Origin of the sequence: Mesorhizobium sp. B2-5-3 (assembly GCF_006441005.1) — a bacterium.
Taxonomy (GTDB): Bacteria; Pseudomonadota; Alphaproteobacteria; order Rhizobiales; family Rhizobiaceae; genus Mesorhizobium.
This window is the reverse complement of sequence record NZ_VFUS01000003.1, coordinates 183,401-209,855: the sequence shown is the minus strand read 5'-3', so window position 1 is coordinate 209,855 and position 26,455 is coordinate 183,401. Positions and strand designations below refer to the sequence as shown.

The following is a 26,455-nucleotide window of genomic DNA, read 5'->3' as shown; positions in this document are numbered from 1 at the left end:
GAGACGGCGAGAACATGCCCGCTTGCGGGTGATTTGCCAAGTCACAAACTGGCCGTCACAGCATCGTGAACCATGCCTGGCGCACGCCGCTCGCAACCGCTCTCGATCAAGTTCTTTTGAACACCTGATCACCTCGTCGCTCGATGATTTTTACGACCCCGTTCGTTGGTTCAATTGCGCCGGCGCGAAACCCAGGACCGTTGCCGGCGCGGCTGTCATTTTCCTGAAAGGATCGATGCGATGAAATTGCGGACAATCATGATCGTGCTCGGCACGCTTTCCAGCCTTGGCCTTGCTGCAACCAGCGCGCCGGCGGCAGACACGGTGCGGGTGCGCGGCGTCGTGGCCAGTTCCGACCAATCCCAGCTGACGGTGAAAAACCGCCAGGGTGGCATGGATAAGATCAAGCTCGCCGCCGGATGGAAGATATCGGGCGTCGCGGGCGCGTCGGTAAAGGACATCAAGCTCGGCGATTTCCTCGGCATAGCGTCCGTGTCGAAGGCCGATGGCGGCAGCGGCGCGCTCGAGGTCGTGGTGTTTCCCGCAGCCTTGAAAGGCACGGGCGAAGGCGACCGCGCCTGGGACCTCAAGCCCAACAGCCGCATGACCAACGGCACCGTCGCCGACGTGACCGACGTGAATGGCCGCGCGGTGACGCTGACCTATGACAACGGCCAGACAAAGAAGATCTCAATCCCCGACAAGACGCCGGTCGTCACCTTTGCGCCGGCCACGCCGGCCGATCTCAAGCCCGGCGCGCCCGTCGTGGTCACCGCGACGCGCGGCGCCGACGGCACGCTGAGTGCCAACCGCGTCGTGGTCGGCAACAATGGCGTGGTCCCGCCCATGTAAGCCGGTTGCGTCTGCGGCCCCGTACCGAAATTTCTCCCGCTCATCGGCGCTGTGGGCTCAGCCTGTCGGCGGAGCCCACAGCCTGCGCCGCCAGACACATTCCAGAAACAAAATTCTATATTCGGGAAATACTGACGAAAAAAATCGGGAGCGTAATCCCGCTCGCGGCGAACAGGCTGTTGGCCTGATTCAGATTGCCTGCGAAAAAAGGAAGATATCCATGAAGAAGTCCCTCCTCTCGGCCCTCGGGCTTGCAGTTGCACTTGCATTCACCATGCCAATCCTCGGCGCGACCAGCGCTGATGCCGCGCCGATGCACAAGCATCATCGTCATCATAGCAAGCACCATCGCAGCCACCACTACCATCATCACCACCACCACAAGGTTATGGGCAAGAAGGCCTGAGCTTAACCGACTGCCAATGAGAAGACCGGCTTTGGCTTCTTGTTCGAAGCCGGTCTTCTCCTGGTTTCCTCCGGATACGCGCCGTATCAGCGCGATCTCGCAGCGCTACAACGAGCGCCTGCTCTGACGAAAAAACCCCTGTTCGTGCTGCAGACCGACAAGCTGGGGCTATGGCCCTTTTTTCATGGCACCCACAGGCGCCGCTGTCCTAAACCGGGTGCACTTTCGGGCAACATGAATCGCCCGCGCACCGATCCAGCGGAACCGAGGAATAAATAAAGGTCAGCGCCGGCTGAACAGCAGACTGGCGACCAGACCAAGCACCACAAAGCCGATCGCCGCGGCCGCCGCCGGATGCTCGCGGGCGGATTTCTCGATCGCCCTGCCCCGCTCGCGGATCGCCGGCAACGCATCGTGCAGACGTTCCGCAAGGTCGGAATACGTGTCAAGCGCCGCGTCGCGACCGTCTTCGTAATAGGCGCCGCCCCGCCTGGACGCAGCCTTCTTCAGGGCCGCCAATTCCCTGGAGAGTGCAGCGACCCGCCTGTCGAGATCGACGTCCGAGAGGGTCGAGAATAATGCCATGATGCGTTTCCTTGTCTGCTCAAGCCTTGTCTTGCTCAAGAAAACGTAACGCATCACCCAAAGGCGGGTTCCCGTTCTTCAGGCGCCGGCCGGTTGCCCGTCAGCGCACTTGGTCGAGGAGGCGCTTGCATTCGAGGAGGTCGAACAACGCTTCCTGCAACAGCGCGCGATTGTCCCGGGACAGTTTCGAAGCGTCCGGCTGGACCGGGCCTTCCTCGTCGCTCTTGCCAAGACCGAAGAAACGGCGGCTGGGCTTGACCCTCGGCTGGCCAACCAGTTCGTCATCTCCGCCGCGCGGCTGCGCTGCCGCCGTCAACGGCACCTGGTCGGCCTGCTTTCGTTGCGAGATCGCCTCGACGGCGGCCATATCGCCATTGCCGATGGCAACCAGGAAATGGTTGCCGTTTTCGCGCAACAGCTTCTGCACGCCCTTAATGGTGTAGCCCTGGTCGTAGAGCATATGGCGAATGCCCTTGATCAGTTCTACATCCTGCGGCCGGTAGTAGCGGCGGCCGCCGCCGCGTTTCATCGGCTTGATCTGGTTGAAACGCGTTTCCCAGAAGCGCAGCACGTGCTGCGGCAGATCGAGGTCTTCGGCGACCTCACTGATGGTGCGAAAGGCGTCAGGGCTCTTGTCCATGGGCGAAATCCTCACACTGGAGCATGATCCCGGGACATGGGAACCGGCGTTCGAACGAGATTCCCTCGACAGGAGGGGAGCTCATTCCGGCTGCGCGTAACGATCACGCGGAACACCAATCCGGCCATGTTGCCGAATCGGGTCTCATTTCAGCGGTTTGTGAGGCAATATTCAAGCCCGGCATCATCGCAAGGCCTGTTTTCAACCGTGCATTTGCAGCGAGCCTACTTGCCGCCCTTCGCCTTGCCGCTCTGGTGGGAGCGCAAGATGCGGTTCTTCAGCACGTTCGACGACTTGAAGGTCATCACCCGACGCGGCAGGATCGGCACCTCTTCGCCGGTCTTGGGATTGCGCCCGATGCGCTCGTTCTTGGAGCGGACGTGGAACGTCGCGAAAGACGACAGTTTCACCGTCTCGCCACGGACGATCGCCTCGCAGATCTCGTCCAGCACCGCCTCGACAAGTTCCGCCGATTCAGTGCGCGACAAACCTACCTTGCGGTAAACGGCTTCGGCAAGGTCGGCGCGCGTAAGTGTCTTTCCCCCCATGCGACCGTCCCATCAGCTCAAACATAAAATCGACACAACAGCGGCAGAGCCTAAGTAATTGATCCGGCAAGGTCAAGGACCGAACCGGACCGTTCGGCACTTACCAGCGAAGCAGAACCGCGCCCCAGGTGAAGCCGCCGCCCATCGCTTCCAGAAGCACAAGGTCGCCCTTTTTGATGCGGCCATCGGCAACAGCCACGGAAAGCGCCAGCGGCACGGAAGCAGCCGAGGTGTTACCGTGCAGATTGACCGTCACCACCACCTTTTCCTCAGCTATCCCGAGCTTCCTGGCGGAAGCGTCAATGATCCGTTTATTGGCCTGATGCGGCACGAACCAGTCGAGGTCGTCGGCGGTGATGCCGGCCTGCGAAAACGTCGCCTCGATGACGTCGGTGATCATGCCTACCGCATGTTTGAAGACCTCGCGGCCTTCCATCCTGAGGTAGCCCACCGTTCCCGTCGTCGAAGGCCCGCCGTCGACAAAGAGCTTGTCCTTGTGCGCGCCGTCGGAGCGCAGGCTCATCGCTAGCACGCCGCGGTCGGCAATACTGCCGCCCCCTTCGCCGGCTTCAAGAACCAGGGCGCCGGCGCCGTCGCCGAACAGTACGCAGGTCGAGCGATCGGTCCAGTCGAGGATGCGCGAAAAGGTTTCCGAGCCGATCACCAGCACGCGCTTGGCCAAGCCGCCGCGAATATAGAGGTCGGCCGTGGTTACCGCATAGACGAAGCCCGAGCATACCGCCTGCAGGTCGAAGGCAAAGCCGTGATGCATGCCGAGCCGGTTCTGGATCTCGACGGCCGTGGCCGGAAAAGTATTGTTGGGCGTCGAGGTCGCCAGCACGATCAGGTCGATGTCTCCGGGCGTCAGGCCGGCATCGGCGAGCGCTGCGCGCGCCGCCGCCTCACCCAGCGAAGCGGTGGTCTCGTCGTCGGCCGCGATATGGCGCTGGCGGATGCCGGTGCGCTGGGCGATCCACTCGTCCGAGGTTTCGACCATGCCTTCAAAGTCGGCATTCTTCATGATGCGGCGGGGCAGCGCGGCGCCCATGCCGCGCACGACTGATCTGATCAAAGTTCTTTCCTATTCCTTTGCGTCGCTGACGACGTCGGATTTCCTAGATGTCTGGGCATGCGGATTGCGCGCATGGAACAAGTCCAGGTCGGCCTCGATGCGGTCGAGCAGATTGTTGCGCACCATATCGTAGCCGAGTTCGATGGCGGCGGCGAAACCATCCGAATCGGCGCCGCCGTGGCTTTTCACCACAATGCCGTTCAGCCCCAGGAAAACGCCGCCATTGGAGCGGCCGACATCCATCTTTTCGCGCAGGCGATCGAACGCGCCCTTGGCGAAGATATAGCCGATCCTGGCCATCAGCGTACGGCTCATCGCCGCCCGCAGGTAGCCGCCAATCTGGCGCACCGTGCCTTCCGCCGTCTTCAGGGCGATGTTGCCGGCGAAGCCTTCGGTGACGACGACGTCGACCACGCCCTTGCCGATATCGTCGCCCTCGACGAAACCGTGATAGTTCATCGAGGCCATATTGGCTTCACGCAGCATGCGCCCAGCCTCCTTGACCTCTTCCTGGCCCTTGATCTCCTCGACGCCGACATTGAGCAGGCCGACACTGGGCCGCGAGACGCCGAAGACCGATCGGGCCATGCCGGTTCCAAGGATGGCAAAATCAATGAGCTGGTGCGCATCCGCGCCAATGGTGGCGCCGACGTCGAGGACCACGCTTTCGCCGCGCAGCGTCGGCCAAAGTGCCGCGATCGCCGGGCGGTCGATGGTGGCCATGGTGCGCAGGCAGAATTTCGACATCGCCATCAGCGCGCCGGTGTTGCCGGCCGAGACGCAGGCGTCCGCCGTACCCGACTTGACCGCCTCGACAGCCTTCCACATCGATGACTTCCAGCGGCCATGGCGCAGTGCCTGGCTCGGCTTGTCGTCCATCCTGACGGCCACCTCGCAGTGGAAGAATTCGCTCACACCGGCCAGCTTGGGAAATTTGGCCAGTTCGGGTCGTACGGCCTCCTCCCGCCCGTAGATGACGAAGCGGACGTCGGGACGGCGGGTCGCGACCGTCATGAGCGCCGGAATGACCACGGCTGGTCCGTGATCGCCGCCCATGGCATCGATGGAAATCCTGATCACGCGGTATTCATCTCACGGTTTTGCTTAGGCGGCGGATCGTTTTAGTGATCGCGAAGGTTCGGCGAAAATAGCGGTTTTGGACATTCGCACAACCGACTTTTCCGTCGCGGGTGAGGTTTTCAGGATTTTCCCAACAGCGACCGCAGTTTCTGCTGAAATTCATTCTCCACCGGTTCGGCCTCGCGGCCGGCATCAAGCGACGCACCCGGCTTGCGCGGATAAGGATCGATGGCCAGTCCGAAGAACTGCTCGGCGAGTGCCCCGACATCGATCGTGTCGCCTGAAAATGTTTCGGGACTGTCAGGTCCATCCGCGTCGAGCAGGATCTCGCCGCCGCCTTCGAATCCCTGTCGTCCAAGCTTGGAATCCTCGGGCAGGAACAGAGCCTCGAATGATTCATCGATATGCGCCCCAACCGGATCGAGCGTGACGATACAGGCCTGGGTGATGTCGGCCTCGACCCGGCCGCTGACCTTCACGCCATTGCGTTTCCACGGCGTCACCAGGAATTCAGCACGGTAGGCTTCGACCGAGAGCAAGCTGTGCTCTTCGGCGAGTGTCGCGCGCTGGGTGGCATCGGCCTCGATGACCACCGGCAAGCCCTTCTGCGGCAGGCGGGCGACGTTGGCAAAAAACGATACCGGACTCTGCGGATCGGCGTGCTTCATCGATCTGCCTCCTGGGCGAGCGGAAAGGTCACCGTACCGGAGACGATCGCCCGGCACGGCTGCGTGGCCAGCCGATTGCGGGCATCGGCGACATAGTCGGACAGTCGTGACGCTTCCGCCCAGGCCGCGGCGTCGGGCCGGACATTGCGTGCAAGGGCGGCGGTGAGCCCATCATGATCATTGCGCTCCAATGCGTCGTCATAGGCGGCGGTGCGGCCATAAAACATCTTCGCCAGCTTTTTCATGCGCTTGGGCACTCCGACATCGCCAATGCCGAGTTCCCGCAGCGAATGGTCGACGTCGAGGAAAAACTCGTCGATCAGCACCTGCGCGATCTCCTGCGCCACGCCGTCTTCCCCACGCAGCCGGTGCTGGACCAGGAACATGTGCAGCGACAGCATTTCGAAACGCCCAAGCGGCGTGTCCGGCACATTCCAGTGGGAATAAAATACGGTCTGCCGCGCGGCCGCCACGATTTGTGCGTAAAGCGCGTCGGTGATGGCGCGGTTGGCGTGGCGTTCGCGACCAAAAAGGCGCTGGAACATGGGGATGGTCTCCGGGGACCGTTTGTTGAATTGGCCTTGTTGCATCGGCAAGCAAGCTGGTTTACCGGTTTTGCGGCCCAGCGCAAGTTGCGGCGATATAATGGAGAATTGTTGTTGCGCGCGCTGAATTTCAAGTCGACCTTCTCTTCCAGGCCCGCTGGCGCGATCTCGCTGCTGGCCATCATTGCGGCGCTTTCGGCCTGCAACAGTTCCAAGATGATCGGTGATCTGAACCCCAGCGAAACGCTGACGCAGGGGTATGTCATCGATCAGCAGGCGATCGATTCGGTGCCGGTCGGCTCAAGCCGCGAGCAGGTGCTGCTCGCGCTCGGCACGCCCTCGACGACGGCGACCTTCGACAATGAAGCCTTTTACTACATCTCGCAGACTCGCAAGCGCTATGTCGCCTTCGACAAGCCCCGGCTGATCGATCAGCATGTGCTGGCGGTTTATTTCGGGGCCGATGGGCGGGTCACCCAGATCGCCAATTACGGTCTGAAGGACGGCAAGATCTTCGACTTCATCTCGCGCACCACGCCGACTGGCGGCAAGGACCAGAACTTCCTCAGCCAGATCATCAACGGCGCCAGCAAGCTGGCGCCCGGCATTCCCGGCGGCGGCACTCCCTGATCTCAGACCCGCCTCCCCTTGGGGATGGCAGCACCATCTCAGGCGACCAAAAACCCGTGGGAGCGATCCCACGGGTTTTTGTTATCATGGGGCGGGAGAGGCCGGCTCGTGGGCGATGGGCAGACAGCGACGGCAGGACGCGGACGCAGCCGTTGAAATTCGTTTTCCGCGTTCCAAAACCGCCGTCAAATAAAAACCCGCGGGGATTGCTCCCCGCGGGTTTTCAATGTCGAGCTTTGCCGCTCAGCCGTGCGCCAGCACCGCCAGCAGCAGGAGCGCCACGATATTGGTGATCTTGATCGCCGGGTTGACCGCCGGGCCGGCCGTGTCCTTGTAGGGATCGCCGACCGTATCGCCGGTCACCGAGGCCTTGTGCGCCTCGGAACCCTTCAGGTGCTTGATGCCGTCCTTGTCGGTGAATCCGTCCTCGAACGACTTCTTGGCGTTGTCCCAGGCGCCGCCGCCCGAAGTCATCGAGATGGCGACGAACAAGCCGTTGACGATGACGCCGAGCAGAGAGGCGCCGAGAGCCGCAAAGGCCGACGCTTTCGAGCCCGAGATCAGCAGCACGCCGAAATAGACGACGAGCGGCGCCAACACCGGCAGCAGCGACGGGATGATCATTTCCCGGATCGCCGCCTTGGTCAGAAGATCTACCGCGCGCGCATAGTTCGGCTTGGACGTGCCGGCCATGATGCCCGGGTCGTCACGGAACTGCTTGCGCACCTCCTCGACGATGGCGCCCGCCGCGCGGCCGACGGCCGTCATGGCGATGCCACCGAACAGATACGGGATCAAGCCGCCGAAGATCAGGCCGGCGACGACGTAGGGGTTGGAAAGATCGAAGGAGACCTCGCCCATGCCCTGGAAGTAGGGATATTTGTCGCCATTGGCGGCAAAGAATTTCAGGTCGTTCGAATAGGCCGCGAACAGCACCAGTGCGCCGAGGCCCGCCGAACCGATGGCATAGCCCTTGGTCACCGCCTTGGTGGTGTTGCCGACCGCGTCGAGCGCGTCGGTGGAGTGGCGCACTTCCTTGGGCAGGCCGGCCATTTCGGCGATGCCGCCGGCATTGTCGGTGACCGGGCCAAAGGCATCGAGCGCGACGATCATGCCGGCAAGGCCGAGCATGGTGGTGACGGCGATCGCCGTGCCGTAAAGGCCGGCGAGCTGATAGGTCGAGATGATGCCGCCGACGATGACGATGGCCGGCAGTGCCGTCGATTCCAGAGAGACCGCAAGGCCCTGGATGACGTTGGTGCCGTGCCCGGTCACCGACGCCTGGGCGATCGAGTTGACCGGACGCTTGTTGGTGCCGGTGTAGTACTCGGTGATCACGACGATGAGACCGGTCACCACGAGGCCGATCAGGCCGCAGATGAACAGGTTCTTGCCGGTGATGACCATGCCGGCGACAGTGCCGACCTCGCCCCAGCCAAGCGTGGCCGAGGTGGCGACGCCCAAGCCCACGATGGACAACAGGCCAGTGACGATCAGCCCCTTGTAGAGCGCGCCCATGATCGAACCGTTGGAGCCGAGCTTGACGAAGAAAGTACCGACGATCGAGGTCAGGATGCAGGCGCCGCAGATAGCGAGCGGATAGAGCATCGCGGCACTCAGAACCGCGGTGCCGCCAAAGAAGATGGCGCCCAGCACCATGGTGGCGACGACTGTCACCGCATAGGTCTCGAACAGGTCGGCCGCCATACCGGCGCAGTCGCCGACATTGTCGCCGACATTGTCGGCAATGGTGGCGGGGTTGCGCGGATCATCCTCGGGAATACCAGCTTCGACCTTGCCGACCAGATCGCCGCCGACATCGGCACCCTTGGTGAAGATGCCGCCGCCGAGACGGGCGAAGATCGAGATCAGCGAGGCGCCGAAGCCGAGCGAAACCAGCGAGTCGATGACGATACGGTCATTGGGCTGAAGCCCCATGAAATGGGTGAGGATCAGGTAGTAGATCGACACGCCAAGCAGGGCAAGGCCGGCAACAAGCATGCCGGTGATGGCGCCCGACTTGAATGCGATGTCGAGGCCGGCGGCAAGGCTGTTGGAAGCGGCCTGTGCCGTGCGAACATTGGCCCGCACCGAAACATGCATGCCGATGAAGCCGGCCGCGCCCGAAAGCACGGCCCCGATCAGGAAGCCGATCGCGGCGGTGATGGACAGCAGCCACCAGGCGAGCAGCAGCACGACCACGCCGACGATGGCGATGGTGGTGTACTGGCGCGCCAGATAGGCTTGCGCGCCCTCACGGATGGCGGCGGAGATTTCCTGCATGCGTGCATTGCCCTGGTCCGACGCGAGGACCGAACGTGTCGCCCAGATGGCGTAAAGGACAGAAAGCAGGCCGCAGGCGATGACGGCGGAAATTATGGTCATGCCGGGTTTTCCTCGATTGCTGGCCCAAAAGAACCCCTCCCTGGGCCGTTGAGACAAAGACGGAATCCCGTGCGCGGAATCCCCCTCTTCGCAGCGGTGTATGCGAAACAGGGCCGCGAACGTCAAGATATTGTTCGGTTTTTGCCCGGCTTTCGCCCAAAAGAGCCAGACGGCGGCAGGTGTCGCCATGCCGCTGCTGCTTTATATCGATTGAAATCACGGATCAGCACTCAGGTTTGGCGCAGATCACCGTCTGGCTGGATGACGAAGATCAGCACCGCCAGCATGGTCATGTAGAACATGAATGCCTTCTGCTGGCCGTTCCAGATGCTCGATTGCCACATGGCGAACCACTCGCCGCCCACCACCATAAATCCAAGATACCAGATCAGGAATCCCATCGTCGCGGCGATAACGGCGAATTTCTTGGCATCGTTGAAAACCTCTCCGCTGGCATTGCGCGCTTGCCACAGGTTCCAGGCCGCGATCAGGTAGAGCAGACAGGTCAGCGCCTCGCCGGCGATGATGAGCCAGTAGCCCGTCGTCCATAGCGAGGGGTTGGTGATCGAGCGATACATCAGCGCGTTGCCGGGAAAGGTCGTGTCCATGCTCAGCACGTGCTGGACAAAGGCGAAGTTTGAGCCGTAATCGGTGACGTTGCCGAAAGCGACAAGAAAGGCGAAAGCCGCCAGACAGAGACACATGACGATCTTGGAGAAGCGCAAGGTCATGGCAAGAACTCCTGCTGAAGGATCGGGGCATCGGCCCAATCAATCGCCGAGTCCCGAAGATCGCGCAACTGGCAGGCGGGTGTTGATTACGCTCACGGCCAGCGCAAGACATTATGCCGGCAAGCAAGTCATCGCCGAACCCATCGAGGCGCTCCAGCTCGGCAGCGATTGCGCCGTGGGTGATCTTGTCTCGCTCGTGAAAGCCGGCACACAACACGACTTTGCCGTCATCTGCCGCCGCTGGATCTGCAAAGAGCAAGGCATCGAACTCGAACTGACGCTCGACCACCCTGCCCGTTCAAGTGGACGTTGAAAGATCGGAGCACCGGGACAGAAGCCTACTCGGCCTGGCGCCCCATGCGCCGCGCGGCATAGCGTTCGACCGCCGACAATCCATCATAGATCAGCACGGCCAAGGCGGCGACGATCAGGCCGCCCTGCAAGATGAAAGCGAGATTGTTGGACAAGAGCCCGGCAATGATCACCTCGCCCAATGTCTTCGCTGCAACCGTCGAGCCAATGGTGGCGGTGGCCAGGCTGATAACCACCGACAGCCTTATGCCGCCGAGGATGACCGGCGCGCTGAGCGGCAATTCGACCTTTAGCAGCCTTTGCCAACCGGTCATGCCGGCACCGCGCGCCGCTTCCATGACATTGCCGGGCAACGTCGTCAGGCCGGTCAGCGCGTTCTCGAAGATCGGCAGCAGACCATAGAGGAACAATGCGATCAGCGTCGGCTTCTCGCCGAACCCGACCGCCGGCACGGCAAGCGCCAGCACCGCCACCGGCGGGAAAGTCTGGCCGATATTGACCAGGCTGCGTGACAGCGGCAGGAATTCGGCGCCGGCAGGTCTGGTGACCAGGATGGCGAGCGCGACCGCCACGATGGTGGCGGCGAGCGTGGCGATCAGCACGGTGCGCAGGTGCAGCAGCATCAGCGTCAGCAGGCTGCCCTGATTGTAGATCACCGGCGCGCCGTTCTCGGTCAGCGGCTTGAGCAGCGGCTCGAACCAGCCGGGACTGGTGACGAAAGCGACCAGCAGCACCACCAGCGCAAGCCTGAGCAGCAACGGCAGCCAGGCTTTCATGCCGGCCTCGCCGCACGCTTCACCAAGCCGTCGACGGTAACCCGGCCGAGCGGCTTGCCGTCGGCATCCTTGACCGGCAGCGCCGGACGGCCGGACCAGAGAAGTTCGGCCAGCGCGTCGCGCTGGCTGGCGTCGCCGGGGATTGCCTCACCTTCCGCCGCGCCCTTTTCGACTGCGTCGCGCACGCGGCCGAGCGACAGCAGCCGGAACGGTTTTTCGCTGGCGCCGACCAGGGTCTCGACGAAGCCGCTGGCCGGCCTCGCCAGTATCTCCGCCGGCCTGGCATATTGTACCAGCTTGCCGGCATCCATGACGGCGATCTTGTCGCCCATATGCACGGCCTCTTCCATGTCGTGGGTGACGAGAATGATGGTGGTGCCGAAGCGCCTCTGGATCGCAAGCAGATCTTCCTGCGCCTTGGTGCGGATGATCGGGTCAAGCGCGCCGAACGGCTCGTCCATCAACAGCACGTTGGGTTCGGCCGCGAGCGCGCGCGCGACGCCGACGCGCTGTTGCTGGCCGCCGGAGAGCTCGTGCGGATAGCGCGGCCCGTAGGCCTGCGGGTCGAGCTGGTAGAGCGTCATCAGTTCGTCGACGCGGGCCTTGATGCGATCCTTGGCCCAGCCAAGCAGCACCGGCACGGTGGCGATGTTCTGCGCCACCGTTCGGTGCGGGAACAGGCCGTGGCCCTGGATGGCGTAGCCGATGCTGCGCCGCAGCTCGTAGCCGGGCACCGAGCGGTTGTCGGCGCCGTCGAGCTTGATGACGCCGGAAGTCGGCTCGACCAGCCGGTTGATCATGCGAAGCAGCGTCGTCTTGCCGGAGCCCGAGGTGCCGACGATGACGCAAAGCGTGCGGGGCTCTATGATCATCGAGACTTCATCGACCACCGTGATCGCATCGTAGCGCTTGGTAATGCCTTCGATCTCGATCATGCGGGGTCCGCCCTGCGCTTGGTTGAGGTCATTTCGATCACCGCGTCGAGAATGATGGCAGCAGCGAAGGCGAGCGCGACCGTCGGCACGGCGCCAAGCAGCACCAGGTCCATCGCGGTCTGGCCGACGCCCTGGAACACGAACACGCCGAAGCCGCCGCCGCCGATCAGGGCAGCGATGGTGGCGAGGCCGATGTTCTGCACAAGCACGATGCGGATGCCGGTGAGGATCACCGGGAAGGCCAGCGGAAACTCGACGCCGAACAGGCGTTGGCGATCGGTCATGCCCATGCCGCGCGCCGCGTCATTGGCGCCGCGCGGCACACCGGCAAGGCCGACCACGGTATTGGCGACGACCGGCAGCAGCGAATAGAGGAACAGCGCCACGAACGCAGGTGCCGTTCCGATGCCGCGGATACCGAGCGCGGCCGCTCCCGGCACATGCGCCGCCACCCAGCCGAGCGGCGCGATCAGCAGGCCGAACAGCGCGATCGAGGGAATGGTCTGGACGATGTTGAGCACGTTGAGCACGCCGGCGCGCAGGCGCTCGACGCGATGGCACAGGATGCCGAGCGGCAGGCCCAGTATCACCGCCGCCGCCAGCGAACCGAGCGCCAGCGTGACATGTTTGGCGCCCTCGGCCCAGAAACTGTCGGCACGGTTGAAATATTCCTTGAGGATCGAAAGGCTGTCCCAGGATCCCGATATCAGCAGCAGCCCGATGGCGAGCGCGGCAACGACAAGCACGCCGACACGTGACCAGGGAGACAGGTTCATTCTCGTCAGCACGTCGGCCAGCAGGAGGGTAAAGGCAAAGATCAGCAGCCAAAACCCGGAGGCCGGCGAAACGCGCGCGAAGGTATTGCCTGCCGGGGTCAGGAATGTCCCGGTGACGCCGATCAACAGCGCGAGAGCCGCCAGCGTGATCACGCTGGCGGCAAGGCGCAGGACGAGCGGCGTTTTCAGCAGCGCGACAAGCGCGGCTGCGACAACGATGGCCAAAAGCAGCGGGCCGGCCATTGCCGGAAGTGCCTCTACGATCGAGCGCGCCTGGCCGGGCACGATGCGATTGGCGCGGAACGTGGCGAAGGGTGCTACGAAAGCCGCATAGGCAGCGATCGCAGCGATGACCACGCCGAGCTTGTCGAAGCGGAGGGTCATGGCCGCCCCTCAAAGAGGGAAATCTGCCACGAGGTACACAGTTGGCTGGCGACTGGCGAAAGCCGACGCGATTTCCGATCTCCCCCCTTGCGGGGGAGATGGCCGGCAGGCCAGAGGGGGGTGTGAAGGATCGCCAACTTTCGAGCGTCGGCTTGTTCGAAAACGGTCCTGTCCGAGCGCGCAGCTGTGACGAGTTGAGAGGTCGGCGGGACAGCACCCCCCTCTGTCCTGCCGGACATCTCCCCCGCAAGGGGGGAGATCGGCAGCTTCCAGAGGGGGGCGCCTCGCACCAGCATCACGGTCAGCTAAGCGCTGTCTACTTCAAGAACCCGTTCTTTTTCAAAAAGTCTTCCGCCACACCCTTGACCGGCTCACCGCCGACCTGGACGCGGCCGTTGAGTTCCTGCAGCGTGATGAGGTCGAGCTTGGCGAAGACCGGCTTCAACAACGTCTCGATCTCGGGATGCTCCTTCAGCACCGCCTCGCGGATGATCGGCGCCGGCTGGTAGACCGGCTGCACGCCCTTGTCGTCGTCGAGCACGACCAGCCCGGAGGGCGCGATGCCGCCGTCAGTGCCGTAGACCATGGCGGCGTTGGCGCCATTGGTCTGGTTGGCTGCCGCCGCGATGGTCGCGGCCGTGTCGCCGCCGGAGAGCGTGATCAACTGGTCAGGCTTCAACGTGAAGCCGTAGGTGGTCTGGAACGCCGGCAGGGCCGCGGCTGAATTGACGAACTCGGCCGAGGCCGCGAGCACCACCTTGCCGCCGCCGGCGACATATTTGCCGAAGTCGGACAGGGTGGCGAGCTTATTGGTTTCGGCCACCTCCTTGCGCAGTGCGATCGCCCAGGTGTTGTTGGCCGGCGACGGCGACAGCCAGACGATCTTGTTGGCGTCGTAATCGAGCTTCTTGGCCGTCTCATAGGCCTTGGCGGCGTCCTTCCAGACCGGGTCGTCGGTCTTCTCGAAGAAGAAGGCGGCATTGCCGGTGTATTCGGGATAGATGTCGATCTCGCCGGCGGTGATCGCCTTGCGCACCACCGGCGTGCCGCCGAGCTGGATGCGGTCAGTGGTCTTGATGTTGTTGGCGTTGAGGACGAGCTGGATGATATTGCCTAGCACGCCGCCCTCGGTGTCGATCTTTGAGGAAACAACCACCTGAGCATTCGCCGATGCTATCGCAATACCGAGCGCGAGCGCCGCGCCAGCCAGAAGCTTGATTGAAAACATTGTGAAAATCCCTTGCTGTGAACCGGAATTCGGTGCCGCATATGAGCACGGCTCCAACGTCTCGTCGGGGCACACGGTTTCATAACAAGTGGTACAGACGCAATATTTTTGTTCGGAAGGCCAATTGCGACGCGACGCTGGCGATCTGCTGCCATCTGGCGGATAATGCGGTGAGGGTGCGGGTGGCAAACACGGAGAGCGTGTCATGGCCATACACAAAGTCGGTTACCTCATCGGCAGTCTTGCCCGGGAATCCATCAACCGCAAGCTCGCGAAGGCCCTCGTTCAACTTGCCCCTCCCGAACTCGACATGACCGAAATCGCCTTCAAGGATCTGCCACTGTACAGCTACGACTATGACGCCGACTTCCCACCGGCAGCCCGGGATTTCAAAAAGGCGATCGCCTCCGTCCAGGCCGTATTGTTCGTCACCCCGGAGTACAACCGCTCGATCCCTGGTGGATTGAAGAACGCAATCGACTGGGCCAGTCGGCCCTATGGCAAGAATTCGTTCGCGCGCAAACCGTCGGCTGTCATCGGAACATCGCCGGGCGCCATCGCGACCGCCGTCGCCCAACAAAGCCTTCGAAGCGTTCTGAGTTTCTGCAATTCGCCCCAGATGAATGCGCCTGAAGCCTACATACAGTTCACGCCGGGGCTGATCACCGACGACGGCGAGGTGACGGTCGAATCCACTGAGGAGTTCCTGCGCAACTACATGGCTGAGTTTCACATGTTCATAGCGCGAGTGCTTCAGGTTCTGCCGCCGGACGCATAAATTCAAATTGGGGCGTCAAGCCAGACGCAAGCTCGCCATCCTCAGCGCGCCGAGCGCGACGAAGCACAGCACGGTGACGGGAAAGATCATCCAGTTCAGCATGGTCCAGCCCCAGGCATTGTAGACCATGCCCGACATCAGCGAGGCGCAGGCCACGGAGCCGAACAGGACGAAGTCGTGGAACCCCTGCACCTTGCCCTTTTCGGAAGGCCGGTAGCTGGCCGCGACCATGGCCGTGGCGCCGATGAAGCCGAAATTCCAGCCGAGGCCGAGCAGGATCAGCGCCGTCCAGAATTGCCATAGCGCCAAGCCGGACAGCGCGACGACCGCACAGCCGATCAGCAGCAGGAGGCCGACCGCGACAATGCGTTCAGCACCGAAGCGATGAATCAGCGATCCGGTGAAGAAGCTCGGCCCGAACATTGCCATGACATGCCACGAAATGCCGAGCGTCGCATCGTCCTCCGACAGGCCGCAGCCGACCATGGCGAGCGGCGCGCCGGTCATGACGAAGCTCATCAGGGCATAGCTGCCGACCGCGCAGAAGAGTGCCGCGACGAAACGCGGCTGCGTGACGATCTCGGCCAAGGGCCGGGCATCGCTGCCGGCAATTTCCGTTCCGCCGGCGGCGGCCCTCGCCGGCAGGCGCAGCAATGACAGGATCGCCGCGCCGACGGCGGCTAGCACCAGGATGGATGCGAACGAACCGGCAAACATCACCGGTGCGAACAACTCGCGGGTGAAGATGACAATCTGCGGTCCGAGAATGGCGGTGATGATGCCGCCCGCCAGCACGAAGGAGATGGCGCGCGCCTTGAACTGCGGCGGCGCATTGTCGGCGGCGGCAAAGCGGAACTGCTGGACGAAGGCGCCACCGACACCGATCACCGTCAGGCCGAAGGCAAACAGCCAAAAACTGCCATGGAAGAGTGCCAGCGTCGCGACCAGACCGCCAAGCGCGGTGACGATCGTACCGGTCACGAAGCCGCCGCGCTGGCCCATGGCGCGGATGATGGCCGCCGCCGGCAGCGCACCGAGTGCCACGCCGAGATTGAAGCCGGTGATCGGCGCCGTCGCCAGCGACTTGTCCGGGCCGAGCAGATATTGACCGGCAAGCGCGCCCATGGAGATGGCGATGGGCGCTGCCGAACCGATGATCGCCTGCGAGGCGGCGAGGATCAACGCGGTGCGCCGCGCCTCCCTGGCCGCCTCGATGGCGACCGCCGTCATGAAGCGTCCTTGCCGCGTCCCTCGCCACGCACCCGACGGGAGACGCGATCGAGCACGGCGTTGACCAGCTTCGGCTCGTCTTCCTCGTAGAAAGCCTTGGCGATATCGACGTATTCGGAAACGATCACCGCCACCGGCACGTCTTCGCGCTTCATCAGTTCGTAGACACCGGCGCGCAGGATTGCGCGCAGTGTCGAATCGAGGCGCGACAGCGGCCAGTCATCGGTCAGCGCCTGGCGGATAACCGGATCGATGGTTTTCTGGTCCTCGACGACACCGGTGAGGATGGCGCGGAACCATTGGGCATCCGCCTCGCGGTAAAGCGCGCCATCGACTTCCTTGCCAAGGCGAAACGCTTCGTATTCGGCAGTGATCTCGAAGACGCCGCTGCCGGCGACATCCATCTGATAGAGGGCCTGCACGGCGGCAAGCCGCGCCGCGCCGCGCTTGTTGGCGTGTCGCACCGTGGGCTGTCCGGGCGAAGCGGGGTCGCTCACGATCGCGCTCCCAGTCGTTCCTTGAGCGCGATCATGGTCAGCGCCGCGCGCGCGGCAAAGCCACCCTTGTCGCCCTCCGAACGCTTGGCTCGCGTCCAGGCCTGCGCGTCGTTTTCCGTGGTCAGGATGCCGTTGCCGATACAGACCGAGTCCTGCACGGACAGGTCCATCAGTGCGCGGCTGGATTCATTGGCGACGATATCGAAGTGATAGGTGTCCCCGCGGACGACGGTGCCAAGCGCGACGAAGCCGTCATAGTTCATGCCGCCTTCCGCCGCGCCGTCCAGCGCGAAGGTAATGACGGCGGGAATTTCGAGCGAACCTGGAACGGTGACGACGTCGTAGGTCGCACCCGCTTCGTCAAGCGCGCTCGTCGCGCCTTCGAGCAGCGCGTCGGCAAGATCGTCGTGGAAGCGTGCCTCGATAACGAGAAGGTGGGCCTTCTTCTTCGGGCGAATGAACGCTTTGCCGTGTTGGGATGTGCCAGCCATAAATGTCTCCGGGATCGCCGGTGACTTAGGCCGAAGCCGGATTGATCGCAAGCACAAGATTGCCTCATTGGGACGGGGTACCGAGATCGGACAGTCTGTAGCGAGGCTTTGAGCCCAGGCAACAATGGCGTGGGCCACTACTCGGCCAGCATCTACATCGGCCACCCCAGCCGCGCTTGCACTTTGGAATTCCTGTTTTCCATCACCGCTAGTTCCTCATGAACAGCTCGGCGATGCTCAAAGCCCCTCTTTCGCCGCTTCCGCCAGGCGGGCCGCATAGCGGGCCATGGTGTCTATCTCGAGATTGACGCGGTCGCCGACCTGGCGCTCACCCCAGGTGGTGACGGTCAGCGAATGGTGGATCAGAAGCACGTCGAAGCGGGTGCCTTCCACCTTGTTGACGGTGAGCGAGGTACCGTCGAGCGCGACGGAGCCTTTCGGCGCGATGAACTTCGCCAGCCCGCGCGGCGCTTCCAGCGTGAAGCGAACGGCGTCGCCTTCATCCTTGCGCTCGACGATCTCGGCCGTACCGTCGACATGGCCCGACACGATGTGGCCGCCAAGCTCGTCGCCGATCTTCAACGCCCGCTCCAGATTGATCCGCGTGCCCGATTTCCAGCCCATCGCCGTCGTCAGCCGGAGCGCCTCCTCCCAGGCCTCGACTTCGAACCAGCGCGCGTTCGAGCCGCTGTCGGGCAAGGCCGTCACGGTAAGGCAAACGCCGCCGCATGATATCGAGGCGCCGATGGCGATGGTTTCGGGATCATAGGCGGTGTCGATACGCAATCCCACGCCTTCCCGCAGCGGCTTGACGGCCGCGACGGTGCCTATGTCGGTAACAATGCCGGTAAACATCGGTGTTGATCCTAAAAGTCTCTTATCCACTCGGCGTAGCTGTCCTCGCCGAACCGCATCTCGCGCAGTTTGCGAAATCCCGCCGGGACATGGTTGGCATCGATGGGCGATGCAATGCCCCCCTTGCCAATCGCCTCCGGTCCTCGGAACAGCACGATGCGGTCAACCAGGCCTTCCGACAGGAAGGCGCTGGCCACCCTGGCTCCACCTTCGACCAGCACGCTGGCCATACCGAGCGCGGCAAGATCCTCGAGCAGTTCCGGCAGCGCCACGCCGCCTTCATGCGTCTCGGTGCCGATGAAACGCACGCCGGCGCGTTCGAGCGTTGCCCGCCGCAGAGGATCGGCTTCCAGGCAAGCCGCGACGTAGAGCGGCACCCGGTCGACACCGGACACCAGTTTCGAAGTCTCAGGCAGCCTGATCTGCCTGTCGAGCACAATGCGCGCCGGCGACCGGTTCTCCAATCCCGGCAGACGCACCGTCAGCGCCGGGTCGTCTTCCAGCGCCGTGCCAATGCCGACCAGGATGGCATCAGCCTCGGCGCGCATCAAATAGACTTCGCGGCGCGCAATGTCGCCTGTGATCGACACCTGCCCAACACCTTCCATGCCGATCTTGCCGTCGCTGGAAAGCGCTAGCTTGAGAGTCACTTCCGGCCGTTTCCTAAGCGATCGAATGAGATAGCCGGCCATCTGCTCGGCGGCCTCCGCCGCCAGGACATTCTCCACAACATCGACGCCCGCGGTGCGCAGGATCGCGTAGCCTTGGCCTGACACGCGCGGATCGGGGTCGCTGGCGGCGCCAACGACGCGCGCGATGCCGGCATTGACCAGAGCGTTGGCGCAAGGCGGCGTGCGTCCGTGATGCGCGCAAGGCTCCAGCGTGACGTAGGCGGTGGCGCCGCGCGCCAGTTCGCCCGCTTCGGCGAGCGCCTCGGTCTCGGCATGCGGGCGGCCGCCGACAGCGGTGACGCCGGTGCCGACAATCATCGGGCCCAAGCCATCGTCGCGCACGATGAGTGTACCAACGGAAGGATTGGTTGAGGTCCGGCCCGCATTCCTGCGCGACAGTCTGAGTGCGGCTGCCATGAAACGGCGGTCAAGGGCTGCCTGTCCGGCCTCGCTGTGTTCCGCCATGCTCAGCCAGCGTCCTCTTCGCTCTTGTCCTCGTCGCCTTTCAATTCCCCCAGCAGCTCATGGAAATCCTTGGCCTCGCGGAAATTGCGGTAGACCGAGGCGAAGCGGACGTAGGCGACGTCGTCGAGCGACTTCAGCGCTTCCATGACCAGCCGCCCAACCTCGCCCGAGGCCACTTCGGTCTCGCCGGAGCTTTCCAGCTGGCGCACGATGCCGGTCACGGCACGATCAATGCGCTCGGGATCGACATTGCGCTTGCGCACCGCGATCTCGACGGAGCGCAAGAGCTTGTCGCGGTCGAAAGGCACTTTTCGCCCCGACTTCTTGACCACGACGAGGTCGCGCAACTGCACGCGCTCGAAGGTGGTGAAACGGCCGCCGCAATCGGGGCAGACGCGACGCCTGCGGATCGCCGCGCCATCCTCGGCGGGGCGCGAATCCTTCACCTGCGTATCTTCGGACTGGCAATAGGGACAGCGCATTGAGAGCCTTGGGTTCACGAATCTGGTGAGGCGAAAAGGCTTAGAGCCTTTTGCCACGATGGCAAGGCACGCAGACCCTTTCGCGTCAGAGATAGCGAGCCGCGAGGCAGATTGCCAGCACCCGCCTTCGCGCGCTTGGCTAGGGTGCAACGTCCTTGGTCGGAAAGCCGCATGATGTGCCGAGGTTGCGGTAGGCCTTGGTGAAGCCGTCCATCGGAATGCTGGCGAAAGCCTCTTTGCCGAAAGCGACATCGAGCGAGGTGACTTTGCGCATGGCTCGCAAGAGCGCGAGACTGGTCTTGGGCTGGTTGTCGACCGTCCAGCTGGGACGGCCGTTCACGGCATCGTTCGAATAGACGGTGGCGGAAACCTTGACGCCAGGATCACCAAAAGTCGCGGCGATCTTCTTGCCAGTGGGCAGGTTCCGGTTGTCGACAATAAGCATGATGGCCGGGTAGGCGTCCGGCGGCATGGCGTCGCCGTTCGAGATCGACAGCGTCAGCGTGCCCGAATTGCCGCTGGCATCGAAAAAGGCAGTCGAAGCGGCGCAGGTCTTGCGCGCATCCTGCCCGGTGTCGAGCGTATCGACGATGGTTGTCCATCTGCCGAAGGTAGCGGTGGCGGGCACTTCAGGGGCGGTCTGCGCAAGGGCAGTCCCGGGCAATGTCAGGGAAACGGCCAGCAAGCCATGGGCGCCAAGGATGGCGGGACGGAAATTACGCATCGTCTGGTCTCCAGTTCGGCGCGTCGACCGATCGGGGGTCGGCGCGCCGCTGGCGGATAAGAGATGACGCGTGGCGCGAGGTCAACCGAGATAAGGGTAGAGCGGGAATCGATCGGTCAGCGCCACGACCTTGGCCTTGACCGCGGCCTCGACCGAGGCATTGCCCTCATCGGAATTGGCGGCCTTGAGGCCATCCAGCACCTCGGCGATCAGCTTGCCTATTTCGCGGAACTCGGCCTGGCCGAAGCCGCGCGTTGTGCCGGCGGGCGTGCCGAGCCGCACGCCGGAGGTGACGAAGGGCTTTTCCGGGTCGAAGGGGATGCCGTTCTTGTTGCAAGTGATGTTGGCGCGCCCAAGCGCTGCCTCGGCGCGCTTGCCGGTGGCATTCTTGGGGCGCAGGTCGACCAGCATCAGGTGGTTGTCGGTGCCGCCCGACACGATGTCGAGGCCAGTCTCCTGTAGGCTGGACGCCAGCGCCTTGGCGTTGGCGGCGACGCTCTCGGCATAGAGCTTGAAGCTCGGCTTCAGCGCCTCGCCGAAGGCAACCGCCTTGGCGGCGATGACATGCATCAGCGGTCCGCCCTGCAGGCCGGGGAACACCGCCGAGTTCATCTTCTTGGCGATCTCCTCGTCGTTGCACAGGATCATGCCGCCGCGCGGGCCGCGCAGCGACTTGTGCGTGGTGGTCGTCACCACATCGGCATGCGGCAGCGGCGAGGGATGCACGCCGCCGGCGACGAGGCCGGCGATGTGGGCCATATCAACCATGAGGTAGGCGCCGACCGCATCGGCGATCTCGCGAAAGCGCTTCCAGTCCCAGATGCGCGAATAGGCGGTGCCGCCGGCCAGGATCAGCTTCGGCTTCGTCTCATGCGCCGTCTTCTCGATGGCGTCCATGTCGAGCAGGTGGTCGTCCTTACGCACGCCGTAGGACACGACCTTGAACCATTTGCCGCTCATGTTGACTGGCGAGCCGTGCGTCAAATGCCCGCCGGAATTGAGGTCGAGGCCCATGAAGGTGTCCCCCGGCTGCAAGAGAGCCAGGAACACCGCCTGGTTCATCTGGCTGCCGGAATTGGGCTGCACATTGGCGAAGTTGCAGCCGAATAGTTTTTTCGCGCGCTCGATCGCCAGCTCCTCGGCGACATCCACGAACTGGCAGCCGCCATAGTAGCGCTTGCCCGGATAACCCTCGGCGTATTTGTTGGTCATGATCGAACCCTGCGCTTCGAGCACGGCGCGCGAGACGATGTTCTCAGACGCGATCAGTTCGATCTCGTGGCGCTGGCGTCCGAGTTCGTTGCGGATCGCGCCGAAAATTTCCGGATCGGCATCTTCCAGCGTGGTTTCGAAGAAGGATTCGAATTTGTTCGACGCTGCCGCTGCTGTTGCCATGGCCTGAATTCCTTAGGTCCGGAGGTCGGTTTTGTCTTGCGCATGCCGTTGTCCCAAACCCCTGCACATTTTTGTGTGACAGGATTGGGTTCGCCGCGCCATTAACACAGTTGTTTTCGCCTCGCCACGTTTGCGGCGCGAAATTTGCTGGCCCGATTGCGGCAAGCAGAGCGGCGAACCGTTATTTCCTGTCGCGCCGCTGCTTCAGAAGAGCCTCGGTCAAGGTGATCTCGGAAAACAGCGCCCGCATCGTATGGTCATTGATCTCGCGGCTGAGAAACATGGCGCGTAGCGCGGCGCGCTCGGCTTCTATGCCGGCCGCCCTGAGTTCAAGCTCCAGACGGCTCGCCTCACGCGCCTCGGCACGCGCTTCGTCGGCCTCGTCGGAGGCGGCGATGCGGCGCCGGTAGCCGGCGACGATGCTGTCGGCAACGGCGAGCCGTGCCTCGACGGCCCCGCCCTCGCCTGCCTCATTGGCGATGCTCTCGATCCTGGCGATCGCCGCATTGGCTGCGCCGACCCGCGCCCGGCGCTCCTCGGCCGCTGCCGGGTCCTCGCCCGGTTCGACCAGCCCGCGAGCGATCTTCGGCAGCGCGAGGCTGGCGATGGCCAGCGAGCAGATGATGACCCCGGCGGCGAGGAAGATCACCACGTCGCGGGCCGGGAACGGCGAGCCGTCCTGCAAGGTGAGCGGCAGCGACAGGATACCGGCCAACGTGATCGCTCCGCGCACGCCGGCGACCGATCCGGCGAGCCGCACGCGCAGGCCGAACGGCTCGGCCTTTCGCTTGCCGAGCCGCGCCGCCATGGCGCCCGCCATGTCGCCGATCCATATCCACAGGAAACGCAGGCCGATCAGGCAAAGGGTCAGCAGCAGGACTGTCAGCACCGGCTCGATGATCCAGTGCCGGCTGGACAACTCCGGCGGCACCTTACGGATGATATCGGGAAATTGCAGGCCAAGCAGGATGAAGAGCGCGCCGTTGAAGACGAAGGACAGCGTCGACCACAGCGACATCGTCTGCATGCGCGCCGAGACACCGAGAAAGCGGAACATGCCGGAAACTCCGGTCAACAGGCCGGCGGTGACCGCCGCCAGGATGCCCGAGGCGCCGATATGCTCGGCGCCGAGATAGGAGACGAAAGGCACCAGGATCATGACCAGAACCTGCGCCTCCGCCGGCACGCCGCCGATGCGGTTGAGCAGTTGCAGCGCCTTGGCGGCAACGAACAGCGCCGCCATGCCGGCGAGGATGCCGGCAGCCACGGCATAGAGAAAGCTCAGCGAGGCCGCGGCGAAGGAAAAGCTGCCGGTCAATGCCGCCGCCACGGCAAAGCGGAACATGACCAGGCCCGAGGCGTCGTTGAGCAGCGACTCGCCTTCCAATATATGCATCAGCCGCGCCGGAACGATGTTCCTGTCGACTATGGAAGACACCGCCACCGCGTCAGTCGGCGACAGCACCGCGGCGAGCGCGAAAGCGACGACGAGCGGGATGCTGGGCACCAGCCAATGCAAGGCGTAGCCAAATCCGACGATGGTGAAGAAGACCAATCCGATGGCAAGGTCGAGGATGGGGCCACGCAAGGCGACAAGCTCGCGCTTGGGCGCAGCAAAGGCATCGGCGAACAGAAGCGGCGGAATGAATACGAGCAGGAACAGTTCCGGATCGATCTCGACATGCAGCCCGCGCGCCGGCCAGGCCAGCGCAGCACCCATGGCGATCTGCAGCACCGGCAGCGGCAGCCGCACCAGCCGCACCAATGCACCGGAAAGCGCCACCAGGACGAGCACTACGAGGATGAAGACGGCAACTTGCATGGTCCGATTTCCGGCAGTTTTGCCGACCATGCGCAATCGCCCGCGCTTCGTCCAGCCGGAGCGCGCCTACGCAGAGTTGGAGGTCAGCGGCGGTGTGAATGGCCTGGCGGCGACGACAGAAAAGGCCGCTCAAGAGCGGCCTTTTCCCTGAATAATCAATTGCTTAGAGCGACGAAGTGATCTGTAGCTCGTTGTTTCCGTCGAGGCCATATATGTCGTCGCGGAACTGGACGACGCCGGGGCCCGTCGACCAGGCCGAGAGATAGAGGAAATGCACCGGCACCGGGTTGGTGACCTGGACCGGCGTGTTTTCGCCGGTCTTGATCGCAGCCTCGAAATGCTGACGGTCCCAGCCGGGCGTGTCGCGCAGGATCCAAGTGACGAGGTCGCGCACGTTTTGCACGCGTACGCAACCCGAGGAATCGAAGCGCATCATCTTGCCGAACAGGCTCTGCTGCGGCGTATCGTGCATGTAGACGCCGTCCGGGCTCGGGAAATTGATCTTCACCGACGCCATGGCGTTGTCCGAACCGGGATCCTGGCGGAAACGGTACTTGGCCGCGTCGTCGGTCGACCAGTCCACATTCATCGGATCGACTTCGCTGCCATCTGGCGCAAACAGGCGAATATGGCTGTTCTTGAGATAATCGGGGTCCTTGCGCATCAATGGGATGATGTCCTTGCGCACGATCGACACCGGCGCGTTCCAATATGGATTGACGATGATCTCGTTGATCTTGGAATTGACGATCGGTGTCTGGCGATCGATCTTGCCGACGATCGCGGTATGGCGAAGCACGACGCGATCGTTCTCGACCGCCTCGACCTGCGCTGCCGGAATATCGACCAGCACATAACGGCTGCCAAGCGTGCCCGCCTTCTCCTTCAATCGCTGGAGATTGGTTTGCAACTGGCCGAGCCGGATCTGCGCCGAAACGTTCATCGCCGCGTAGGTATATTTGCCCAGCGCTCCGTCGGCCGGCAGGCCGTGGCGCAATTGGAAGCGCTTGACCGCCGAGTCGACATAGGAATCGAAGGCCGTCGAGATGCCGGCGCTCTGCGACAGGTCGCCGGCGACCATCAGGCGCTTGCGCAGCGGCACGACATCGGGATCGTCGACGCCGAGCTGCAGTTTCTTGGTCGCGGGAACCTCGACCCAGCCGCCCTGCCCGACAATGTTCTGGTACTGCGCCACAGCCTGCTCGGTGAAGGCCACGGTCTGCGGGCTGAAGATCGGCAGCGTCGAGGCCACCTTGCCGCCTGCGCTGGCGCGGGCGTCGAACTGATCGTCCCAGTTGCCGCGCGCCGAGGACTTCAGGATGTCCCCGATCACGTCCTGCGCGCTGGCGCGGCCGGCAACAACGGCGGCTGCGAGCGCGGAGGCTCCGGAAAGGAAGAAACGGCGGCTGGTTCTCATGGACGTTCCAGACATTTGTAGCAGTTCGAACACTTGCTGCGTTGATCATCGGGCGATCTCGCCCGCACTCTAAAATTGGCAATCTTAACAATTAGCCAACCATGGTCCGCATCACCTCGGTGTGAAAACGCGCAAGGCTACCGCGGCTGCGGGTGAACTCATGGTCTTCACCACAGCATCACTGCCATCTTCGGTTCCATTGGAATATGGCGGCAACGTGGCCTTGGCCCCCAATTTGCTTCGGCCAGCGCAACGAAAAGAAAAGACCGATGCTTTTCGGCACCGGCCCTGACTGGAGGTCGCTGTTGCGGCCGCGCTTCTGTGGCGCGGCTTCTGATTGGGGATGTGGCTTACATCCGGTAAGCGATGGTGTCGTTCCAGAAGCGGTCGAGGCGCTGGAGGGCGCGGTTCATCTGCTTGAATTCGTCGGTGTTGATGCCGCCGACCTGCTCGATCGAGCCGACATGGCGCTCATAGAGACCGGCGACCACGTCCGCCACCTCGTTGCCCTTCGGCGTCAGCGAGACGCGGACCGAACGACGGTCGATGCGCGAGCGCTGGTGGTTGATGAAGCCGAGATCGACAAGCTTCTTGAGATTGTAGGAGACGTTCGAGCCGAGATAGTAGCCCCGCGAGCGCAACTCGCCGGCAGTCAGCTCCGAATTGCCGATGTTGAAGAGCAGCAGCGCCTGGATGGCGTTGATGTCGGAACGGCCATTGCGGTCGAACTCGTCCTTGATCACGTCGAGCAGACGGCGGTGCAGGCGCTCGACCAGTTGGAGCGATTCCATGTAAAGGGAACGGATTGCCTCGCGGCGATCGTCGGAAACGTTGGCGGTCTTTGCCGCCGGACGCGAATTGATCATTGTCTTTGCCTCTCGTTTGTCGCCCTGGTGATTTTTTGTTTTTCACCTTGATCGCGACACTATCGAATACTCATAAAATTCGACTTAAACGCCAAGGCTAACAAGAGCTTACCGGTAATAGGTTTCGCAAGACGCTTAACGAACGGTCACTCGAGCAAGGATAATTAACCTAAAGATTTAGCCAATGATTTCAGGGCGAAATCCGATCC

The 26,455-nt window shown here is 63.1% G+C and carries 30 protein-coding genes; 5 read left to right on the top strand and 25 right to left on the bottom strand.

Going from position 1 to position 26,455, the window contains the following annotated elements:
- Positions 1-240: 240 nt before the first annotated feature.
- Both FJ867_RS08405 and FJ867_RS08400 read left to right on the top strand, forming a co-directional pair.
- Entirely contained in the window at positions 241-852 is a 612-nt protein-coding gene (locus FJ867_RS08405; RefSeq protein ID WP_140560580.1) for a hypothetical protein, read from the top strand.
- A 220-nt stretch (positions 853-1,072) separates the two neighbouring features.
- Complete coding sequence (locus FJ867_RS08400) at positions 1,073-1,258, top strand: hypothetical protein (RefSeq protein WP_140817070.1); 186 nt, start codon at positions 1,073-1,075, stop codon at positions 1,256-1,258.
- Positions 1,259-1,540: 282 nt separating this feature from the next.
- On the opposite strand, the gene FJ867_RS08395 is transcribed toward FJ867_RS08400, so the two are convergent.
- The 7 genes from FJ867_RS08395 to FJ867_RS08365 form a co-directional block, all read right to left on the bottom strand.
- Positions 1,541-1,843: a hypothetical protein gene (locus tag FJ867_RS08395; protein WP_140494003.1), complete on the bottom strand. Its 303-nt coding sequence runs from the start codon at positions 1,841-1,843 to the stop codon at positions 1,541-1,543.
- Positions 1,844-1,943: 100 nt separating this feature from the next.
- On the bottom strand, positions 1,944-2,483 hold the full coding sequence (locus tag FJ867_RS08390; protein ID WP_140494005.1) for a MerR family transcriptional regulator: 540 nt from the start codon (positions 2,481-2,483) through the stop codon (positions 1,944-1,946).
- A gap of 224 nt (positions 2,484-2,707) precedes the next feature.
- Positions 2,708-3,031, bottom strand: coding sequence for an integration host factor subunit alpha (locus tag FJ867_RS08385; protein WP_140494007.1), 324 nt, complete (start codon positions 3,029-3,031; stop codon positions 2,708-2,710).
- Between the two features lie 100 nt (positions 3,032-3,131).
- Positions 3,132-4,103: a beta-ketoacyl-ACP synthase III gene (locus FJ867_RS08380; RefSeq protein WP_140494008.1), complete on the bottom strand. Its 972-nt coding sequence runs from the start codon at positions 4,101-4,103 to the stop codon at positions 3,132-3,134.
- Positions 4,104-4,112: 9 nt separating this feature from the next.
- Complete coding sequence (plsX, locus tag FJ867_RS08375) at positions 4,113-5,183, bottom strand: phosphate acyltransferase PlsX (protein WP_140494009.1); 1,071 nt, start codon at positions 5,181-5,183, stop codon at positions 4,113-4,115.
- Between the two features lie 119 nt (positions 5,184-5,302).
- On the bottom strand, positions 5,303-5,851 hold the full coding sequence (locus FJ867_RS08370; RefSeq protein WP_140515709.1) for a DUF177 domain-containing protein: 549 nt from the start codon (positions 5,849-5,851) through the stop codon (positions 5,303-5,305).
- A complete protein-coding gene (locus FJ867_RS08365) occupies positions 5,848-6,396 on the bottom strand; it encodes a ubiquinol-cytochrome C chaperone family protein (RefSeq protein ID WP_140494013.1) in 549 nt (182 codons plus the stop codon). The genes FJ867_RS08370 and FJ867_RS08365 overlap by 4 nt, the downstream gene beginning before the upstream one ends.
- Positions 6,397-6,510: 114 nt before the next feature.
- Here FJ867_RS08365 and FJ867_RS08360 point away from each other — a divergent pair, with 114 nt between their 5' ends.
- A complete protein-coding gene (locus tag FJ867_RS08360; RefSeq protein ID WP_140494015.1) occupies positions 6,511-7,026 on the top strand; it encodes an outer membrane protein assembly factor BamE in 516 nt (171 codons plus the stop codon).
- Between the two features lie 243 nt (positions 7,027-7,269).
- Here the strand turns inward: FJ867_RS08360 and FJ867_RS08355 are convergent, their stop codons facing one another.
- Both FJ867_RS08355 and FJ867_RS08350 read right to left on the bottom strand, forming a co-directional pair.
- Positions 7,270-9,411, bottom strand: coding sequence for a sodium-translocating pyrophosphatase (locus FJ867_RS08355; protein WP_140521791.1), 2,142 nt, complete (start codon positions 9,409-9,411; stop codon positions 7,270-7,272).
- 230 nt (positions 9,412-9,641) lie between these two features.
- Positions 9,642-10,142 carry a DUF2165 domain-containing protein gene (locus FJ867_RS08350; protein ID WP_140494019.1) on the bottom strand — a complete coding sequence of 167 codons (501 nt, stop codon included), beginning with the start codon at positions 10,140-10,142 and terminating at the stop codon, positions 9,642-9,644.
- Here FJ867_RS08350 and FJ867_RS08345 point away from each other — a divergent pair.
- A complete protein-coding gene (locus tag FJ867_RS08345; RefSeq protein WP_224519177.1) occupies positions 10,114-10,455 on the top strand; it encodes a hypothetical protein in 342 nt (113 codons plus the stop codon). The genes FJ867_RS08350 and FJ867_RS08345 overlap by 29 nt on opposite strands.
- Before the next feature lie 25 nt (positions 10,456-10,480).
- Here the strand turns inward: FJ867_RS08345 and FJ867_RS08340 are convergent, their stop codons facing one another.
- From FJ867_RS08340 to FJ867_RS28690, 5 genes are all read right to left on the bottom strand, one after another.
- Entirely contained in the window at positions 10,481-11,230 is a 750-nt protein-coding gene (locus tag FJ867_RS08340; protein WP_140494023.1) for an ABC transporter permease, read from the bottom strand.
- On the bottom strand, positions 11,227-12,165 hold the full coding sequence (locus FJ867_RS08335) for an ABC transporter ATP-binding protein (protein ID WP_140670042.1): 939 nt from the start codon (positions 12,163-12,165) through the stop codon (positions 11,227-11,229). The genes FJ867_RS08340 and FJ867_RS08335 overlap by 4 nt, the downstream gene beginning before the upstream one ends.
- Positions 12,162-13,325 (bottom strand): ABC transporter permease, encoded by a 1,164-nt coding sequence (locus FJ867_RS08330; RefSeq protein WP_140670044.1) that lies wholly within the window; start codon positions 13,323-13,325, stop codon positions 12,162-12,164. Before FJ867_RS08330 ends, FJ867_RS08335 begins: the two co-directional genes overlap by 4 nt.
- 316 nt (positions 13,326-13,641) lie before the next feature.
- A complete protein-coding gene (locus FJ867_RS08320) occupies positions 13,642-14,553 on the bottom strand; it encodes an ABC transporter substrate-binding protein (RefSeq protein ID WP_140817068.1) in 912 nt (303 codons plus the stop codon).
- Positions 14,554-14,632: 79 nt separating this feature from the next.
- Positions 14,633-14,842 (bottom strand): hypothetical protein, encoded by a 210-nt coding sequence (locus FJ867_RS28690; RefSeq protein WP_181168349.1) that lies wholly within the window; start codon positions 14,840-14,842, stop codon positions 14,633-14,635.
- Here FJ867_RS28690 and FJ867_RS08315 point away from each other — a divergent pair.
- On the top strand, positions 14,759-15,331 hold the full coding sequence (locus FJ867_RS08315; RefSeq protein ID WP_140817066.1) for an NADPH-dependent FMN reductase: 573 nt from the start codon (positions 14,759-14,761) through the stop codon (positions 15,329-15,331). The two genes, FJ867_RS28690 and FJ867_RS08315, sit on opposite strands and share 84 nt — an antisense overlap.
- Positions 15,332-15,346: 15 nt before the next feature.
- On the opposite strand, the gene FJ867_RS08310 is transcribed toward FJ867_RS08315, so the two are convergent.
- The 11 genes from FJ867_RS08310 to FJ867_RS08260 all read right to left on the bottom strand — a co-directional run bounded on the left by FJ867_RS08310 (position 15,347) and on the right by FJ867_RS08260 (position 26,246).
- Entirely contained in the window at positions 15,347-16,561 is a 1,215-nt protein-coding gene (locus FJ867_RS08310; protein WP_140817064.1) for an MFS transporter, read from the bottom strand.
- Positions 16,558-17,058 carry a transcription antitermination factor NusB gene (nusB, locus tag FJ867_RS08305; protein ID WP_140494035.1) on the bottom strand — a complete coding sequence of 167 codons (501 nt, stop codon included), beginning with the start codon at positions 17,056-17,058 and terminating at the stop codon, positions 16,558-16,560. Before nusB ends, FJ867_RS08310 begins: the two co-directional genes overlap by 4 nt.
- Positions 17,055-17,549, bottom strand: coding sequence for a 6,7-dimethyl-8-ribityllumazine synthase (ribH, locus tag FJ867_RS08300; protein WP_140494037.1), 495 nt, complete (start codon positions 17,547-17,549; stop codon positions 17,055-17,057). The genes nusB and ribH overlap by 4 nt, the downstream gene beginning before the upstream one ends.
- Positions 17,550-17,786: 237 nt before the next feature.
- The gene (locus tag FJ867_RS08295; RefSeq protein ID WP_140515697.1) at positions 17,787-18,404 is read right to left on the bottom strand and encodes a riboflavin synthase; all 618 of its coding nucleotides are present in this window, start codon (positions 18,402-18,404) and stop codon (positions 17,787-17,789) included.
- Positions 18,405-18,415: 11 nt separating this feature from the next.
- Positions 18,416-19,546 carry a bifunctional diaminohydroxyphosphoribosylaminopyrimidine deaminase/5-amino-6-(5-phosphoribosylamino)uracil reductase RibD gene (ribD, locus tag FJ867_RS08290; RefSeq protein ID WP_181168346.1) on the bottom strand — a complete coding sequence of 377 codons (1,131 nt, stop codon included), beginning with the start codon at positions 19,544-19,546 and terminating at the stop codon, positions 18,416-18,418.
- A complete protein-coding gene (gene nrdR, locus FJ867_RS08285; protein ID WP_010915593.1) occupies positions 19,543-20,022 on the bottom strand; it encodes a transcriptional regulator NrdR in 480 nt (159 codons plus the stop codon). Before nrdR ends, ribD begins: the two co-directional genes overlap by 4 nt.
- Before the next feature lie 139 nt (positions 20,023-20,161).
- The gene (locus FJ867_RS08280) at positions 20,162-20,746 is read right to left on the bottom strand and encodes a hypothetical protein (RefSeq protein WP_140494043.1); all 585 of its coding nucleotides are present in this window, start codon (positions 20,744-20,746) and stop codon (positions 20,162-20,164) included.
- 81 nt (positions 20,747-20,827) lie between these two features.
- Entirely contained in the window at positions 20,828-22,141 is a 1,314-nt protein-coding gene (glyA, locus tag FJ867_RS08275) for a serine hydroxymethyltransferase (RefSeq protein WP_140817062.1), read from the bottom strand.
- 181 nt (positions 22,142-22,322) lie between these two features.
- A complete protein-coding gene (locus FJ867_RS08270; RefSeq protein ID WP_140515693.1) occupies positions 22,323-23,963 on the bottom strand; it encodes a Na+/H+ antiporter in 1,641 nt (546 codons plus the stop codon).
- A 163-nt stretch (positions 23,964-24,126) separates the two neighbouring features.
- Positions 24,127-25,380: a murein L,D-transpeptidase gene (locus tag FJ867_RS08265; RefSeq protein ID WP_140494050.1), complete on the bottom strand. Its 1,254-nt coding sequence runs from the start codon at positions 25,378-25,380 to the stop codon at positions 24,127-24,129.
- A 350-nt stretch (positions 25,381-25,730) separates the two neighbouring features.
- Entirely contained in the window at positions 25,731-26,246 is a 516-nt protein-coding gene (locus tag FJ867_RS08260) for a winged helix DNA-binding protein (protein ID WP_013896002.1), read from the bottom strand.
- Positions 26,247-26,455: the final 209 nt, after the last annotated feature.